Here is a 17,182-nt window from a genome sequence, read left to right as displayed (position 1 = left end):
AACCAGAGACCTTGCCTTGGCTCTTAATTTTACACAATTATATGGACGTAACTAAGAACCCATAGCTCCCGAACAACCTATACCAAGTAACCTTTTCTTACTTTTAGTCATTGCGTCATCTCTCTGTTCTTGTAAAATATGTTTTGAATGGAGGTTTTATAACACAAAAAATTTGCCATGTAAAGACTACGAGGCAAATAATGTATAATTTAGTTTATAAGAAAGCCATTTGGAGGTAATTTATTGCGAAAACATATAGTGGGTCCTTTCCTTTGCATATTAATTACCTTTGTATTTTTGTGGTCCCCTGCCTTGGGGGCAGTAAGCCCGAAACAGGCCCAAAAGGTATGGGACAGGCTCAGTACAGTGTCTGGGCTCGGAGGAAACAAAACTCTAGTCGTAGAGGACAAAGAAGAACCCAACGCCTGGGTCTCCTTCAGGGGGTCTGATTACTCAATACATGTGACCAAAGGGCTTCTCAACATAATGGATCAGGATGATGAAATAGCAGGAATCTTCGCCCATGAAATAGGACACATAAAACTGGGCCACTACAGAGAGACCGTCTCCAGAAACCTAATTTGGTACTTGTTATATCGTGCCTTTGGGAAAGACGACAAAACAGCTTCCACCATCCTGAGGTTGGGGCTAGCCTTGGCCGAATCGGGATTCAGCAGGGAAATGGAGGTCGAAGCCGACGACTTTGGCGTACAGCTGGCACATAAAGCGGGCTACAACCCTTGGGGGCTCTACAATGCTCTCCTTCGGATGAAGGAGGCGGGCTACTCCACCACCCCAAACGGTTTCAACTCTCACCCCCCAACGGAAAGACGCCTTGAACACATTAGAAATACCACTATTTCCATATCTGGGGGAAAGGGAGCTAGCTAAAATGATCTAAATAGCAGAGGAAAGCAGAGAATCTTTACATATGGAGGGGATGGGAATTGAGTAATTTTTTGGAAAGCTTGTACAGCCAAGCCACGTTTAATTTGAAGCCTTCGCCTATCAGAGAAATGCTCCACCTGATAAGGAGGCCTGGTATGATATCCTTCGCAGGAGGAATGCCAGACCCAGAGATATTCCCTGTGGAGCAGTTCAAGGAAGCAGCAGGCATACTAGACCGTGAAGGCAAGGATGTACTGCAATACGGAACCACTGAGGGCTATCTGCCCCTAAAGGAGTTCCTCGCGGAGTGGACCGCACCTAAAATGGGACGTAAACTCGCAACCGATGAAATCCTAATAACAACAGGTTCCACTCAAATTGTAGACCTATTGTCCTGGGTCTTGATCGACAAAGGAGATTGGGTCATATGCGAAGAACCCACTTTCCTGGGAGCCACATTAACTATGAGAAACCACGGGGCCTCATTCCTCACCGTTCCATGTGACGAGAACGGAATGAAAGTGGACATGATACCCGAGATGGTGGAAAAAGCCCGAAAAGAAGGCAAAAAAGTCAAATTCATTTACACCATAGTAAACTTCCACAATCCTCTGGGATGCGACCTTTCCCTCGAAAGAAGGAAAAAACTAATAGAAATCGCTGAGAAATATAATCTTCTTATCCTAGAAGATGACCCTTACGGATATGTGCGCTTCGACGGAGAGGAGATACCATCCATATTCTCAATGGACACCTCGGGGAGAGTGGTTTTCGCCTGCAGTTTCTCAAAGATTCTGGCCCCCGGAACCCGCGTGGCCTGGTGCGCAGGAAACAAGGAAGTAATAAGAAAGATGACCGTCTTCAAACAGGGGGTCGACGTTTGTACCAGCGTAGTAGCCCAAGCCATGGTATATGAATACTGCCGACTGGGGCACCTCGACAGCTTCTTGCCCAAAATAATAGATCACTACAGGAAGAAACGAGATGCCATGGAGGAAGCTTTCCGTAAATACCTACCTCAAGGAGAAGTCAAGTGGTTGACCCCTAGAGGAGGCTTTTTCTACTGGCTTGAAACTCCCAAAGTGAAGGCCAAAGACTTATTTGAGAAGGCGGTAGAAAAGAAAGTTGCCTTCGTGTTGGGCGAACCCTTCTTCCCCAATGGAGGAGGCGAACACAACTTCAGGATGTGTTTCACCTTTGCATCAAAAGAGCAAACCGAAGAGGGAATATCCAGATTGGGAGAAGCACTGAGAGAGCTTTTGTAAACAAATAAGAGTAAAGTTGATATATAATACTGCCTGCAGCTGGGGATGCCGCAAACTCGGTGTCCCCAGCTGCAATATAGCTGGGTAAAAGGGGTAACCATATGGGACAAGATATAATTGCGGCCATAGCGACCGCATGGGGAGAAGCTGCAATATCCATAGTTAAGTTATCAGGCAGAGGCTCAAGGGACCTCGTGGACTCCATTTTCAGAGGCAAAAGACCGCTGAAAAGTTATCCACCCCGTTTCATGTGCCACGGATATATCATAAATCAAGAGGGCGAAGCCATAGACGAAGTTTTGGCTGTGTGGTTCCAGGCCCCCTACAGCTACACGGGGGAAGAAGTCGCAGAGATCCACTGCCACGGCGGAACCCTGGTCGCAAGACTGTGTCTGGAAGAACTACTGAAAAAGGGGGCAAGGCTGGCAGAGCCGGGAGAGTTCACCCGAAGGGCGTTTGTCAATGGTCGTATAGATCTATCCCAAGCAGAATCAGTGATAGGCATAATTCGAGCTCGGAGCGAAGAAGCCCTGAAATCAGCTACAAGAAACCTCGTTGGAAGTTTCTCGGAGAAGATAAAGCATCTTTACGACGAGATAATGGAGTTTTGCGTACTTCTTGAGGCCAACCTTGATTTTCCCGAGGAAGACATTCCCCCTCTTTCCGCAAAAGACGGCATCCTTAAGCTTACCGAACTGCGAAATGAGACCGCATCAATTTTGGATAGTGCAAGAAAGGGAAATCTTCTTCGGGAGGGCATAAGGGTAGCCCTGGTGGGGCGCCCCAACGTTGGCAAATCCTCTCTGCTTAACGCTTTCTTGAACGAATCAAGGGCCATAGTCACTGCTATACCAGGAACCACAAGAGACATAATAGAGGAAGTTTTGACCCACAAGGGGGTTCCATTAAGGTTAGTTGACACCGCAGGAATAAGGGAACCCTCCGATGAAGTGGAAGCCATAGGTGTCGAAAAAGCACAAAAAGCCCTTCACGAATCCGACATTCTTTTATGGGTGATAGATGGCAATGAAAGGCTTCAACAAGAAGATCTCAAAGTCGCTTACGCCCTGAAAAACAAACGACATATAGTGGTCATAAACAAGGCGGACCTGCCTCTGGTAGTGACAGAGAAGGACATATCCAAGATACTACCTGAAAGCAAGGTGCACATAATCTCCGCAAACAACCGTACTGGAATCGAGGAACTAAAGGACAGTATCGTTGATCTATTTCTCCAAGGCGGAGACGTAAACGAGGGACTCAATGCCACAACAAGACAGATAGAAGAGCTAAAAGGAGTCCTCACAAACATTGATACAGCTTTAGAAGCATTGAGTACCAACTTAGGGGAGGACGCGGCAGCTGCGTGTCTTGCTGAAGCCAGGAAATGTCTGGAAAGGATATTGGGCGTGGAAGCAGATGAAGCCCTTCTTGATGCCATATTCAGCAGTTTCTGCATAGGTAAATAAAGGACAAGAGGTGATAAAGTATGCCAGTTGTACAAATCCATTTTTTGGAAGGCCGAAGCTACGAACAAAAAAAGAAACTAGTTTCAAAGGTAACGGAAGCAATATGTGAATCTTTGGAAGTTCAACCGCAGCAAGTACGAATCATCCTAGATGAAATGCCCAAAACCCACTACTCTATAGGAGGATTTCTTATTTCTGAAAGGGACCCAAGGCCTAAGTCCTAGCGCCAACGCCGGTGCATCCATAACCATTGTTCCGGTGCCTTTCTGATCATCTTCTCAATAGCCTGGTTGGCGAGCGTCGTTAACCTGTATGTTTCCTGTTTACTATCGCCCTTTCTTTGAGGTTCTATTGGGGGATAGGCCTCAAAAACATAATCGAACTTTCCTCGCCTGAAGGCAGCTATGGGTATAATTGGGGCTCCCGTCAAGATAGCATATACTGCAGGTCCAGATGGAGTGCTACATGTCTTTCCAAGAAAGGGAACTTCCAGCCCCGCCCTACCCCAATGTTGATCCCCAGCTATGGCAACAAAATTGCCTTTTTTTAACTGCCTTATGGGCTCCCTAATGTTGTCCTTATCTATTATCTTGAGATTCATCCGCTGCCTGTAACCGTCTATAAGATCTTCCAACTCTTGGTCATCATGCTTTCTAACCATTGCATAGACAGGGTAGCCAGACAGTGCAAGCCAACCTCCCAATAGTTCCCAGTTACCCAAATGCCCAAAAAGTAACACCGCTCCTCTACCGCTGGTCAACGCCTCATCCAAGTATTTTTTCCCTTCTACCGTCTTGAACCATCCTGTTAAACGATCGGGCTCATTCAACGCCACTATGTATTCCACGAGGGTGGAGGCAAAGTGGCTGTAGACTTTGCTCAGCATGTCTTTACGCCACTCTTCAGTACTTTGGGGAAAGGCTATGGAAAGGTTATCCATAGCCACTTTCCCCCTGGGTTTCGTTGTCTTAAGCATCCCAGACAAGAGGTAATCAAGTAGGGTTGCTCTTGTACCACCTTTACCCACATACAAAGTAACAGCTTTAAGGAAGGACGATATATAGGACACTACTATTTTGCACCTCTTTTAATTTACTGGTTCTCCGCTATGTGATATCTCTTTTTACCCAAGCGCAAAAATACGTACTTTCCTAACAAAAGGTCCTCTCTTTGAATAAGCTCGTCTTCCGATGATACCTTCCTTCCATTGACCGCCAAACCGCCTCCCTTTATGAGCCTTTTGGCCTCCCCCTTGCTCTTGCATGCTCCACTGGCAACCAGCACATCTACTATGTTTTGGGAATCCTCCATGGAGAAATGACCCGAGGGCACCTCGCGCCTTAGAACCGAAAGCATATTTTCATCCAATTCGGAAAGCTCAAAAGCGCCACCGAAAAGTATTTCGCTGGCTCTTCTCACCGAAGCTGCAGCATTTTCTCCATGTACCACCTTGGTTACTTCCCATGCCAAGCGTCTCTGCGCGGACCTTTTCTCAGGACTTTTTTCGTGCTCCTCCATCAACTCTCTGATTTCTTCGAGAGGCAAAAAGGTAAACAACTTCAAAAGCTTTTCTACATCCCTGTCATCGGTGTTTATCCAAAACTGGTAAAATTTATATGGAGATGTCTTTTGCGGCGACAACCACACAGCGCCGTCCTCTGTCTTGCCAAACTTCTGACCCGAAGCTGTCAGCAACAAAGGATATGTTATGCCGTAGGCCTGGCCTCCAGCCTTCTTTCGTATAAGATCAATGCCCGCTATAATGTTCCCCTGCTGATCATTACCACCCATCTGAAGTTTGCACCCATATTCCTTATATAGATGATAAAAATCATAAGCCTGAAGAAGCATGTAAGAAAATTCCGTGAAGGAAATGGATTTTTCTGGATCCTCCAGGCGGCTTTTAACGTACTCCCTACCTATCATGTAATTGACGGTAAAATACTTGCCCGTATCTCTGAGGAACTCAATCAAACCCAACTTACCAAGCCAATCATAGTTGTTTATTATAAGCGCCGAGTTAGGACCACAATCGAAATCAAGGAATTGCTCAAGCTGTTTTTTAACACTCACCATGTTCTGTTCCACTTGTTCCAATGTGAGCAGGTTTCGTTCTTTGCTCTTTCCTGAAGGGTCGCCTATCAATCCGGTCCCGCCTCCAGCTATTGCTATCGGCCTGTGACCCAATCGCTGCATCCAGGCAAGCCCCATTATGGGTATCAAATGCCCCACGTGAAGACTATCTGCTGTCGGATCGAACCCAATGTATCCAGTAACCATCTCTGTGGAGAACAAAGAACCAAGCTCCTCAGGGTTGCTGCACCATTCTATGCAATTGCGCTCCAGAAGTACCGCCAAGGCATTTTGTACCATCCACTAAATCCCCCTTTTGTTTAAGCACTTGCTTTCAATTCATATTCTCTAAACTCAATTGCTGGGTTCCCAACGAGCCTCGCCACTTTTTAAGTCATAAAAAACCATTTTAAGCCTGCCCAGTTGTTTGAGTCTGCTTATAGTCTGTTCAATCTTCTCCAAGTCTGGGGCATTAGTAACTCCGACCTTGGTTGAAAGACTGCCTATTTTCTGTAAATCCTCCAACGCCTCCGCTGCCTTGGGGAAATCAACGTAAAGCCAACCCAAGGAGGGTTTGTCATAACCAATTATCTCTGTGACACTCTTATTTTTTATCAAGGTGTTTAAATCTATAGCTCCTAAAAGCACTAATCTCTCATCAGCCGCCCCTATGAGGGTAAAGGGGAAAGCAACAGCTCCCCCCGCAGCAAAACCCTCGATAGGTCTTGGATCAAGCCAGAAAGAATCCCATAATTCGTTGACTGTCTCAACGCCTTTGTCGCCCCTTTCTGGCAATTGAACGAGTATCCCAGGCAAGGACAACAAGGCCACTCTTGATTTTCCTCCGACCATTGAGATAATAACCCCATCTAATAGCTCCAATAGCTCTTTCCTTTCGCTGTAAGCCTTGGAAGCAGCCTCCTCAAACCCTTCCCTCATTGTGTCCGCCACAAGCCCCTTTGCATTGAAGGCAAAAGCAGCAACCAATGGATCTGGGACGAAAAATTCTCCTTCCCAACTTATGGGCTCAATAAGACCTGCAACATCATTTGAAGCGAAAACATCCTCAAGCCCATTGATATTCCAGAATATATTCCCTCTATCATCTGAGGACTCCCATCCAAGGGTAAAAGTCAAAGGTAAAGATTTTCCAAGATCTTCGTCTACGCCAAGTTTTTCCCCCAACTTTGAAGCCAACTTTCCATCATCAAAGACCACCAAGTGGGCTGGCAAAGAAGGCTTCACATCCCACTTTACCTTCATTCGCTTCGACGGAGTTTCAATGGCTTCGTACATCTTAGAAAGGCCATGAGCATCCTTCGATAGAAGCAATGTCCCCCTTTCGACCGCACCCACCACAGGTTCTGAGTCCTCCGAGAACTTGATTTTAATCGCTCCTTCTGAGGTCTCGCCAACTACACAATTTGGAAACCTACTTCTCCAGCGTTCTGGAGTTTTTAATGCCCTCAAAGAGTCAATTTCCTCTTTCGGTATTTGAAAGGCTCCATACCACCGATCGCCATATGGAAGCTGAACCCAAAGGGCAACCTTGGACGATAACGAAGACAATCCCAATATATCTTTGGTAAAGACCTCTACAGTACTAACTTCATTTTTGTCCTCGGGCCACTCCAATAGGCTCAATTGATCCCCTGGCGATTCAAGCAAAAGCCAGGATTGATCTGCTTCAACTTCAGGTATGGCATTGAGCGGGTCAAGCAAGGAAGGTTTTCTCCCTAGGTAAAAGAAACCTCCCGCGATAATAACTGCCACTAAAATAAAGGCCCCCCAGAAAAATAGTCCTCTCTTCACAATAAGCCCCCCTTCGATACGTAGGCCTTTAACCTCCAAACCACGTTGTAAATGGGAGGTATCAGGAACAAGGCCATGGTTCCACCTGCAATCAGTCCCCCTATTAAGACTATGGCCAATGGGGCTCTATATTGACCCCCTGTTCCCATTCCCATGGCCAAAGGCAATAAGGCTATCAACGTTGTCACGTCCGCCATTATTATGGGCCTCAACCTAACGTTGCAGGCCTCTATAACAGCTTCATCAGGCTTGTATCCCCTCTTTCTCAACAGTTCAGCGTAGTCGACTATTATTATCGCATTGTTGACAACGAGACCCACCAGCATTATCAGGCCCAAAAGTCCATAAATGGACAGCGTCGTCCCAGTAAAAAGCAGCGCCGGCACAACGCCAATTATGGAGATAGGAACCGTAAGCATTATAACGAAAGCAAAAAGGTAGGACTCAATTATACCGGCAATCATCAAAAAAGTTAAAAACGTCGCCATACCAAAGGCCGTTATTAGCCTTTTGAAGTTCTCCTGGATGTCCTCGATTTCGCCTTTGTATATAAACCTATACCCTTGGGGCAATTCAATCTTCCTGACTATCGGCTGAATGTCCCTGAAAACTTCTCCTACTGATCTTCCAGCCACTTCTCCTTCCACTGTAACTTTTCTTTGTCGGTCCAATCTATATATAGCTGTGGGACCTTTCTCATATTTTACATGAACCAACTCCTTCAACGGGACGAAACCTTTTGGAGTCCAAAGAGGCAATTCCTCCACCTTTGAGGGGGCGTCTCTCCACTGTTCGCCCAACTGCACAAGGATGTCGTACTCATAACCCCTTTCCCTATATACTCCTGCCTTTACTCCGCTTATGTATCCCCTTAGCTCGGAAGCCACATCATCCAAAGTGACACCCAAACCCGCCAACTTGAAGTGGTTCGGTAAGAGCCTCAATTCCTGACGTCCTACTTCCCAATCAGAGTCTAGGTCCACTAAACCCTCTACTCCTCTCAATTTCCCTATTAATTCCTGAGATTTTTCGTTCAGTACATCCAACTCTGGACCAACCAAGGTGATCTGTATGGGCTTGGAGTTACCGCCACCCCTTCCATTGGAGACATTTACCGATATCTTGGCATCAGGTACAGAAGCAAATTCCTTGCGCAGCATGGAAGCTATGGCAAACGCAGATGGCCTACGCCCCTCCTCGATGAGGTAAGCTCTTACCTGTCCTGTATTTGCACCGCCTAGCCTGGAGCCTCCACCCACGTTGGAACTTATCGATTTGACGTAGGGTTTCTCCTTCAACGTTTTTTCTACATATTGAACTACCTCATCTGTTGCATCCAAAGATGCGGTGCTGGATAACTCTATACTTACCGTTATTATTCCTTCATCGACCCTTGGGAAAAACTGGAACCCTATATACCTCGAAAAGTAAAGGGCTACTCCGAGCATCACAACAAAGAACACCAAAGTTCGAACTGGATGGCGCACGCACCGGGGAACCAAATAATGGTGAGCATCCTCAATCGTGGAGTAAACTTTTTGCCACCATCCAGTGAGAATCATGGCAGGTTTGGAGACCCTATGCACCCCGCCTAATCTGGCTGCCGCCATAGGAGTAACCGTGAAAGCGGCCCAAAGAGAGAACAATGTTGCAAAGACCACTGTCAACGCAAACTGATAGAAAAATTGACCCACTATACCTCCCATGAAAGCCACAGGAATGAAAACTCCTAGATTTGTGGCAGTTGTGGAAAGGACCGCTACCTCTATCTCCCTTGTACCCTTGATAGACGCATTTATTGGAGTCTCTCCCATGTCCCTGTAGCGGTAAATGTTTTCCAAGACCAAAATAGCATTGTTCACCAGGACCCCCACTGATATGGCCAATCCCAAGGTGCTCATGACGTTCAAAGTGAAGCCCATAAGAAACATGGGAATAAACGTTGCTATAATTGCCGCAGGCATGGAGACCGCCACCGCCAAGGTAGCACCGAATTGCTGCAGGAAAAGAAATATGACCAAGGCAGTAAGGATGGTTCCTATGGTCATGTCCCTTATCACGTTTTTTACCGCTTTTTCAACAAACTCGCTGCTGTCGTAGATTGCTTCCAGTGAAATGCTGCCCCTAAAGGCAGGGGCGACTTCTTTTATGACTTTTTTTACCTGCTTGGCGACCTCAACCACGTTTGCGTTGGGTCTTGCCACGAGCTCCAATAAAATTGCAGGCTTGCCGTTGTAACGAGCCTTGCTCCGCTCTTCGGCCAACCCGTCCTCAACCTCCGCAATATCTTTAAGGAGAACTACCTTGTCCTCTCCCAAAGGAATACCAATGTTCCCCAACTCCAAAACAGATTTGGGTTCACCCACTACGCGGACCGATGTTTCCTTTAGCCCCTGAGAAATCCGTCCGGAAGGGGAATTGAGGTTGCTCCCTGCCACATAGGAAGAAAGCTTTCGCAAACTCAAATTCCTGGCCACTAATTCCTTAGGAGAAACGTTCAAATGAATCTCCCTCGTCCTCCCACCAACAACGTCAACGTTCGCCATCCCTGGGATCTGAGTGATTCGTTTGGCTATCTGCTCCTCCACTATGCTTTTAGTCATATATGGCGGAAGGTTGCTTTCAGCGACCATTATCATGAATGGTCTAGCGTTGATGTCAAATTTCTCAACTACTGGCTCATCCGCATCTTCGGGAAGAGAGCCTATAATTGACCTTATCCTCGTAGATATATCTAGGGTTGCCTGCGTCACATCCGTCTCGTAAGTCAGTCGGGCAACCACAAAGCCAGTTCCTTCAATTGCGTATCCGTTTATTTCATCGACCCCCTCGACCGTGGCCACCGCATCCTCTATGGGTTTCACTACCAAGTTCTCCACTTCAAGGGGACTAGCTCCTTTATATGTGGTCCTTATCAGCACAACAGGGATATCAACCTTGGGCAGCAAGGCCACACCTTCATTAAGGAAAGCATAGATACCCAAAAACAAAAGAATTACAATTATTACAGACGTTAGTATGGGCCTTCTTACAGAAACTTCCACCAATCCCATGGCCCTACTCTCCTTGAAGCCATATCTTCGCGTTGGGATAAAGCCTGTCTGAACCTCTTACCACCACTTTTTCGTCTCCATCAAGTCCTGAAATTATTCGCACATAGCCGTTAAAGGATTCTCCCAAGACCACCTCTTTTTGAACCGCAACATCCCCCGATACCACGAAAACGGCAGCTTTTCCTTCATCAGGCCGCTGAATCGCCTCGTAAGGCACATATATGGCTTCGGCAACATTTTCGTCCTTTAATTGACCTTCAACTGTTTCTCCGGGCCTTAGTCCAGACTCAGAAGGCACTTCTAGTATCACCTTCAGCAAGCCCGTTTGGGCATCGGCAACGGGATCAACCCTTTTAACAGAAGCATCAATCCACCCTTTTGGGGTATTAACCCTTGCAGCGTGGGCATTGGCCAGCTTTAGTGCATCTTTTGGCGAAGCTACCAAATGAACTTCCAAGGAGTCAAGGTCCGCCACCTTGAACAAAACCTTTCCAGGAGAAGCCAAGTCACCTGGTTCCACGAACTTCTCCATTACGATGCCCTCTATTGGAGAGCTCACCTTAGAGCGATCAAGGTCAATTTCCAACTCCTTCAGCTTCGCTTCCCCGTCAAGATAAGCGGAAAGAGCACTTTCAACCTCCTGGGCGCTAGCTCCTCCTGCTTTTTTCAAAGACTGCAATCTCCTGTAATTGTCCAAAAGCTCTCTGACCTTGGCCCTCTGAGCCTCGTATTTCTCTTTGATTTCCCTGGTATCCAAGATTGCCATGGCATCACCAGGAGACAAAAGGTCACCAACATCGCACAAGACCGCTAAAACATATTCCTGCCGATCAGCAGAAATCTGCACAACTTTTGAGGATTCGACCGTTCCGTAAAGACTGATCCAGTGCTCCCAAGGACCTCTCCTGGCCTTTTCTGCAGTAACGGGGATTCCCTTTTGAGCGTGGATAGTGGCCACACTAGTAGGCGGAGCTTGCTTCGGTTTTGTAGCCACTTTCCATGTTCCGTAGCCAATAACTAAGATTATTACTGATGCCCATATTAATACTGCTTTCTTTCGCCTTTCCATGCAACGAACCTCCTAAGGCAACCGTCCTTCTGCAGCGTCAAGCCTGGAATAAGACACCAGCACTTTCTTTTTTGCATTTATATAATTTGCCAATGAATCAGCGTAGCGAGATTGTGCATCCAAAACATCCAGCTGGGATGAAAGCCCCTCGTTGTACCTTAAAATCGAAATCTCTCTCTCCCTTGCGACTAACTCTAATCGTTTCTTCGAAGAAGCGAAATCCTCCAAGGCAGACCTATAATCTTCCCAAGCGGAGAAGAGCTCCTCCATGACAGCTGCTTTCTCTTTACCGAGTTCTGCCCTTGCAATATTCAGCTGTGCTTTCGCCTGACTTACGCTCCACTTAGTTTTACCACCATCGCTCAATGGTATGCTCAATGTGGCTTGGGCGCTCCACCTGTCTTCCACGCTGGAAGAAGCACTGCTGGAGCCTTCCTTGAACAAGTTCCTGGTGCCAGATATGGAAACCTTAGGGGCCATGCCCGATTTTGCCAACTTCACCAAGATCTCGTTCCTTGCGACTTTGAGAGACTGCAGGGCAACGGACGGATGACGTTCTACGATTCCAGAATAGTTAGGAGCTTGCTCTCTTATTGGGACCTCAACCTTTTCGAAGGCCTCTTTCAAAGGTTCTATATCAGTCCAACCCGCAAGCCCCTTGAGCATAGCATAATAGTTTTCCCGAATAGCTCGCTTGGAAGCATAGCTGGCTTTTGCCTCCGCAAGAGCACTTTCAGCCCTTAAAACATCAAGTTGAGGAACGACACCTTGTTCGTAGCGCAGCTTTGCGTCCTTCAAGAACGCCTCTCTCTTCTTTATTTCTTCCTCGGCCGCCCTCAGCGCCGCATTCGCTGCAACCGCGTTCCAATAGGCAAAGGATGCATTTCTGAAAAGTTGAAGCTGGGAAATCCTATAGGCCAATAGAGCTTCCTCATAGGCTATCCTCGCTGAGATTATCTCAAGATCCTCCTTGCCCGCAAGGTTCAATGAATAACTGAGGGTAATCCCACCCACAAAAGAATCCGACGCTCCTTCAAGCATGGCCTCAGTGACAGCCAGATCAGCGCTGATCCTCTTACCTGCACCGGCTAACTTCAAAGATGCTTTGGCAACCTCTACAGCATAGAGAGTCGCTTTCAAAGATGGGCTTTTATCGGTAATAATGCGCCAAGCCTCTTCCCAGCTCACCTCTTCTGCCGTGCACCTTCCAGACAAGGAAGAGAAAAAAACCACAACCAACAAGAATAACAGCAATTTCTTCACTCTTTGACCTGCTTTTCTTGATCTCACTTGTTGGCCGCCCTCTCCTTTTGGTTTTCTAACTTCTCCCTGGCAGTCTTAAGCAAGGTCTCCGCAGAAACTATAAGAGAAATAACAGACGAATCCCTTATATCTCCTTCCAACTTTAAAGCTTCTGCAGCTTGCTCTATTTCTTCCAAAGCCATCGCTAGCCTATTTTCAAAGGTCTCCTGGCCGAAGACAGGAGGCACCTCCTGAACTGAAACAACCTCCTTTGCCTTGGACAGAACAAATTCTTGCCCCAACTTAGGAACTACGGCAGAGAAGCCTTCTTCCTGAAGTGACGCCGCCAGTGCACCTGATGCTTCAGGCTCTCCGTGAGTGACAATAAATAAAGGGTCGGTCTTGAAGTTCTTGGCCCAAGCTAAAAGGTCGCTCCTGTCCGCATGGGCCGAAAAACCATTTATAGTGTGTAGTTTTGCCTTTACGGAGACCTCTTCTCCTGCGACTCTTACTACTTTGCTGCCATCTATTAGCCTTCTGCCCAATGTTCCCTTGGCTTGATAACCTACGAATACTACGTGAGCGTTCTCCCTGAAAAGGTTGTTCTTCAGATGATGAACTATCCTGCCTCCGTTACACATACCGCTGCCAGCGAGCACTATGGCATGTTTAATGTTGTTTATGGCCTTCGATTCGTCCACACTCTCCACGATATGAAGTTGTTTGGGCGTAAAAGGATCCCGTCCTTGCCTTGCTTCTTCCTGAACCTCAGCGGAAAGGAGAGATATATGCTCACTGTAAACCGCGGTAGTCTTCATTCCCATGGGGGAATCAAAATATATCGGCACGTTATCCGGGAGTATTCCCTCCTGTTGCATAAGCTTCAGTTCGTATAGAACCCTTTGGGCCCTATCCACGACGAAAGTAGGTATCAGGACCTTACCGTGGTCTTTCAGCATCTCCTTCATGGTCTGTCGAAACTCTTCTCTGCTCTCCAGGTTGGTTTTATGGTTTCTGTTCCCGTACGTAGACTCTATCACTACGAAATCTGCATCCTCCACGACCGCTGGATTGGCCTCCATGACCGTCTCCTGTGGGCCAAGGTCCCCTGAAAATACCACCTTTACTTCATCGTCACCCTCCTTGAGCCACACTTCCAAAATCGCACTGCCCAAAATATGGCCAGCATCCCTGAATCGCACCTTCAGACCATCGACTATCTCCACTACGTCATCGTATCCCACGGACCTTAGACGCTCTAAAGAACGTTCCACATCCTCCAGGGTGTATAAAGGTTCTACAGGCGGAAGCCCCTTGCGCATGTTTTTCCTACTCTGCCATTCGGCGTCCTCTTTTTGGATATGTGCAGCATCCCTCCACAGGATATCGCAAAGTTCCAAAGTAGGTCTCGTTCCATAGACCGGTCCTTTGTAACCCTGCTTGACCAATAGGGGAACTTTGCCAGTGTGATCCAAGTGAGCATGGGTCAAAAGTACTGCATCTATCGTCGAAGGATCGTAATCCAGCGGAACGTGATTATCTCCAGAGTTTGCACCTTGGTAAAGACCGCAGTCCACCAAAACTCTCCTCCCATCAACCTCCAAGAGATAGTTGGACCCTGTAACCTCTTGTGCTGCACCAAGTATTCTAAGTCTCATCTCTGCGCCCGAAAGCAGGCTTCCCTCCCTTTCTTCCATATCATCGCTTATTAAAGCCCTATTCATATGTCATATTTTATACTAAAATGAATTAGTACGCTAAAAGCAGCTCAAGCACTACCGCTGCTAAAAATTTCAAGCTCGAGGAGGCGATCTTAATGGACATTGTAGGACCTTTGCTCATCTTCTGCTCCAGGCTCCTGGATGTCCCCCTTGGGACGTTCAGAATCTTGCTACTGGTCAGAGGAAAGAAGGTTCAAGCCTCCATAACGGCCTTTTTCGAATCTGCCATATATCTTATTGCATTGGGATATATATTGAAAAGCGGAATATCTGAGCCAGAGCAGATAATAGCCTACGCTGGCGGCTACGCAGCTGGGAACTTCCTGGGAGTCACCCTTGAAGAAAAATTTTTAAGCTCCTTTGTCCTTATAGAAATAATAATTGCAGACACGGAGGAAGCCTCCCAACTGGTCCAGCGGTTGAGAAACGAAGGCTTCGGCACCACCGTCCTTTGTGGCTCGGGCAGAGAGGGTAGAAGGTTGATTTTAAAGGTGCTGTGCCGCAGGGATGAAATACAGCATCTATACAGTATCACAGGCAACTCAGGCGTAGTTTTCGTATCTGATGTAAAAGGTGTATGGGGTGGACATTTCAGGCAAAAGCGCAAGTAGCGGACACCTTGCACAGCACGGTGGTCCCTTTCCCTTCTTCCGAAAACACCTCAAAGCTTCCTCCAATAAGGCTCATTCTTTCACTCATATTGGCCAATCCTCTATGTCCGCTAAGCCTCAACGCCTCCACATCCAAGCTCGGGTTAAATCCTATACCGTTGTCAGAAACATCCAAGAAAACATAACCCTCGCTTTCATAAACTTTCACGTTCACCTTTGTAGCCTTACCATGGCGGTAGGAGTTGTGTATAGCTTCCTGAACCACTCTAAAAAAAGCCAAGCTCACATCCTTAGAAAGACAGATCCCCCTTTGGACCTCCACTTGAACCATAACGTTAAAGTGTTTAGATATCCTTTCGGCCAATTCCTCCAAAGCCTCTTTAAGCCCCAGCTCCAACCATGGTGGTGATAGTTCATCACATAAGGCCCGCAAGTCCCTCACCGCTACTTGTGCCTCTTCCTCCGCCAATAACAACCTCTTCATGCTTTCTTCATGCCCCTCAAGCTCCATCCTTGCTAATCTTATCTGCTGCATCAAAGCTGTTACTTCCTGAAGGGGGCCATCGTGTATCTCTCTCGCCAAACGGCTCTTCTCCTCTTCTTGAACTTTAACGATATCACTGACATACCTTTTCATTAATTGTGCTCTATCTATAGCTGATTGGGCCAAATGATAGATGACCTTTCGGAGACGGTCTACCTCAAACACTGCCATGGGGTCCTCTTTTTCCGGTAGATCCGACCCCCATCTCAATGTTGACACTTCATGAGAAAGATTTCTCAACGGGGCAACCAACCACTTCCATAGAGCATATACGGATAAGAGACCCAACAATCCTATGAGCCCCACAAGAAGTGGCCATCTATTGAACTTGATCATTGGCCCCATCAGTTTATCCCAAGATACTGCAGCAACCACGAACCACCCTGTAGTTCCCGCAGGATAGACAGCAAGGGTAAAACGCTCTCCTTCGGGGCTCTCAAGCTCCAATGCCGTCTCTACGGGAATTTCCCTGTTCCACAGCGATGATAATATCTCAGCCCCTGCAGTGGAAACTAATATGCGACCTTCGGAATCAATTATGGCCAACCATCCTGGAATAGAGACATTGAAGGCCAACCAGTGGAATTTTGCCATGGCGTGAAGCCGCGCCATGCTGAATCGGCTTCCCCAGTCAAATTCGATCTGAGTGGCGACACTCTGCGCTATGTCCTTAACGTACGATTCTGCGACCATCTCCATCGCTCTTCTATGTTGAACTATCCCCAATCCTGCCACAAAAAGAGCTGCGAAAGACGGAAGCAGTATAGCGACAGTCAATAAAATCAAAAGGTGTTTTTTCATTCTATGAGTTCCTCCAAGGCCACCACACCATATTTCAGCGCAAGCAGCATGGCCTCCGTCTTGTTCTTTGCTCCAAGCTTATCATAGATGGATGCGAGGTGAGCGTGCACGGTCCTTTCGCTTATATACAACTCTGACGCTATCTCCTTGCTGGAAAGCCCCTTTGCTGCCTTCAAAAGCACTTCCCTTTCTCGGTTCGATAAAGGTTCAGGCGAAAAGTCGTCATGGACCGAAGAAGAAACCTCAGCATCCAAGTACAACTTGCCAGAGGCTACCGTTCGTATGGCCTTCGCCAACTCTTCCGGGCTCGCCGTCTTGAGCACGAAACCCTTGGCACCGGCACGTAGAGAGGAAATTACGTACTGTTTTGCATCATAGGAGGTCAAAATTATCACTTTTGTTTCAAGTCCCTCAGCAGCCAGTCGCCGAGTCAGCGCCACACCGTTTTCTTTAGGCATTCTTATATCTAGCAGCGCTATGTCTGGTTGCTTTTCTTTTATCCCTTTAAAAGCTTCCTCTCCATCTTCTGCCTCACCCACCAATTCAAAATCTTCTTCTCTTTTTATGTAATCCCTTAAACCTGCCCTAGTCATAGGGTGATCGTCCGCCAAAAACACTCTTATAGTCACGGCTA

Annotated in this window: 14 protein-coding genes; 5 read left to right on the top strand and 9 right to left on the bottom strand. The window is 47.1% G+C overall.

Features of this window, described 5'->3' with window-relative positions:
• Positions 1-243 precede the first annotated feature (243 nt).
• The 4 genes from V7Z69_RS06855 (at position 244) to V7Z69_RS06840 (ending at position 3,846) form a co-directional block, all read left to right on the top strand.
• Complete coding sequence (locus V7Z69_RS06855; RefSeq protein WP_014162966.1) at positions 244-891, top strand: M48 family metallopeptidase; 648 nt, start codon at positions 244-246, stop codon at positions 889-891.
• Between the two features lie 56 nt (positions 892-947).
• On the top strand, positions 948-2,153 hold the full coding sequence (locus V7Z69_RS06850; RefSeq protein ID WP_014162965.1) for an aminotransferase-like domain-containing protein: 1,206 nt from the start codon (positions 948-950) through the stop codon (positions 2,151-2,153).
• Between the two features lie 101 nt (positions 2,154-2,254).
• A complete protein-coding gene (mnmE, locus tag V7Z69_RS06845) occupies positions 2,255-3,622 on the top strand; it encodes a tRNA uridine-5-carboxymethylaminomethyl(34) synthesis GTPase MnmE (protein WP_014162964.1) in 1,368 nt (455 codons plus the stop codon).
• A 20-nt stretch (positions 3,623-3,642) separates the two neighbouring features.
• Positions 3,643-3,846 (top strand): 2-hydroxymuconate tautomerase, encoded by a 204-nt coding sequence (locus V7Z69_RS06840; RefSeq protein ID WP_014162963.1) that lies wholly within the window; start codon positions 3,643-3,645, stop codon positions 3,844-3,846.
• Here the strand turns inward: V7Z69_RS06840 and V7Z69_RS06835 are convergent.
• The 7 genes from V7Z69_RS06835 to V7Z69_RS06805 all read right to left on the bottom strand — a co-directional run bounded on the left by V7Z69_RS06835 (position 3,843) and on the right by V7Z69_RS06805 (position 14,529).
• On the bottom strand, positions 3,843-4,598 hold the full coding sequence (locus tag V7Z69_RS06835; RefSeq protein WP_148256331.1) for a lysophospholipid acyltransferase family protein: 756 nt from the start codon (positions 4,596-4,598) through the stop codon (positions 3,843-3,845). The two genes, V7Z69_RS06840 and V7Z69_RS06835, sit on opposite strands and share 4 nt — an antisense overlap.
• Positions 4,599-4,714: 116 nt before the next feature.
• The gene (gene tyrS / locus V7Z69_RS06830) at positions 4,715-5,995 is read right to left on the bottom strand and encodes a tyrosine--tRNA ligase (protein WP_334139317.1); all 1,281 of its coding nucleotides are present in this window, start codon (positions 5,993-5,995) and stop codon (positions 4,715-4,717) included.
• 54 nt (positions 5,996-6,049) lie between these two features.
• Positions 6,050-7,507, bottom strand: coding sequence for a hypothetical protein (locus V7Z69_RS06825; RefSeq protein ID WP_334139316.1), 1,458 nt, complete (start codon positions 7,505-7,507; stop codon positions 6,050-6,052).
• Complete coding sequence (locus V7Z69_RS06820) at positions 7,504-10,560, bottom strand: efflux RND transporter permease subunit (protein WP_334139315.1); 3,057 nt, start codon at positions 10,558-10,560, stop codon at positions 7,504-7,506. The genes V7Z69_RS06825 and V7Z69_RS06820 overlap by 4 nt, the downstream gene beginning before the upstream one ends.
• Before the next feature lie 4 nt (positions 10,561-10,564).
• On the bottom strand, positions 10,565-11,629 hold the full coding sequence (locus V7Z69_RS06815; RefSeq protein WP_334139314.1) for an efflux RND transporter periplasmic adaptor subunit: 1,065 nt from the start codon (positions 11,627-11,629) through the stop codon (positions 10,565-10,567).
• 12 nt (positions 11,630-11,641) lie between these two features.
• Entirely contained in the window at positions 11,642-12,892 is a 1,251-nt protein-coding gene (locus V7Z69_RS06810; RefSeq protein WP_334139313.1) for a TolC family protein, read from the bottom strand.
• Between the two features lie 23 nt (positions 12,893-12,915).
• Complete coding sequence (locus V7Z69_RS06805) at positions 12,916-14,529, bottom strand: MBL fold metallo-hydrolase (RefSeq protein ID WP_334139318.1); 1,614 nt, start codon at positions 14,527-14,529, stop codon at positions 12,916-12,918.
• A gap of 158 nt (positions 14,530-14,687) precedes the next feature.
• Here V7Z69_RS06805 and V7Z69_RS06800 point away from each other — a divergent pair, with 158 nt between their 5' ends.
• Positions 14,688-15,203 carry a DUF2179 domain-containing protein gene (locus V7Z69_RS06800; protein ID WP_334139312.1) on the top strand — a complete coding sequence of 172 codons (516 nt, stop codon included), beginning with the start codon at positions 14,688-14,690 and terminating at the stop codon, positions 15,201-15,203.
• Here V7Z69_RS06800 and V7Z69_RS06795 read toward each other — a convergent pair.
• On the bottom strand, positions 15,184-16,548 hold the full coding sequence (locus tag V7Z69_RS06795; protein WP_334139311.1) for a sensor histidine kinase: 1,365 nt from the start codon (positions 16,546-16,548) through the stop codon (positions 15,184-15,186). The genes V7Z69_RS06800 and V7Z69_RS06795 overlap by 20 nt on opposite strands.
• The gene (locus V7Z69_RS06790; RefSeq protein WP_014162953.1) at positions 16,545-17,177 is read right to left on the bottom strand and encodes a response regulator transcription factor; all 633 of its coding nucleotides are present in this window, start codon (positions 17,175-17,177) and stop codon (positions 16,545-16,547) included. Before V7Z69_RS06790 ends, V7Z69_RS06795 begins: the two co-directional genes overlap by 4 nt.
• Positions 17,178-17,182: the final 5 nt, after the last annotated feature.

The sequence above is a fragment of the Thermovirga lienii genome (assembly GCF_036847465.1).
Lineage (GTDB): Bacteria > Synergistota > Synergistia > Synergistales > Thermovirgaceae > Thermovirga > Thermovirga lienii.
Note: the sequence above shows the minus strand (reverse complement) of the source record. Positions and strands in the feature narration are given on the sequence as shown.

Coding starts and splice junctions, on each gene's coding strand:
- V7Z69_RS06835 (WP_148256331.1), bottom strand. CDS start 4,598: ATGCTTAAGACAACGAAACCCAGGGGGAAAGTGGCTATGGATAACCTT.
- mnmE (WP_014162964.1), top strand. CDS start 2,255: ATGGGACAAGATATAATTGCGGCCATAGCGACCGCATGGGGAGAAGCT.
- V7Z69_RS06800 (WP_334139312.1), top strand. CDS start 14,688: ATGGACATTGTAGGACCTTTGCTCATCTTCTGCTCCAGGCTCCTGGAT.
- V7Z69_RS06805 (WP_334139318.1), bottom strand. CDS start 14,529: ATGAGACTTAGAATACTTGGTGCAGCACAAGAGGTTACAGGGTCCAAC.
- V7Z69_RS06795 (WP_334139311.1), bottom strand. CDS start 16,548: ATGAAAAAACACCTTTTGATTTTATTGACTGTCGCTATACTGCTTCCG.
- V7Z69_RS06820 (WP_334139315.1), bottom strand. CDS start 10,560: ATGGGATTGGTGGAAGTTTCTGTAAGAAGGCCCATACTAACGTCTGTA.
- V7Z69_RS06815 (WP_334139314.1), bottom strand. CDS start 11,629: ATGGAAAGGCGAAAGAAAGCAGTATTAATATGGGCATCAGTAATAATC.
- V7Z69_RS06840 (WP_014162963.1), top strand. CDS start 3,643: ATGCCAGTTGTACAAATCCATTTTTTGGAAGGCCGAAGCTACGAACAA.
- tyrS (WP_334139317.1), bottom strand. CDS start 5,995: ATGGTACAAAATGCCTTGGCGGTACTTCTGGAGCGCAATTGCATAGAA.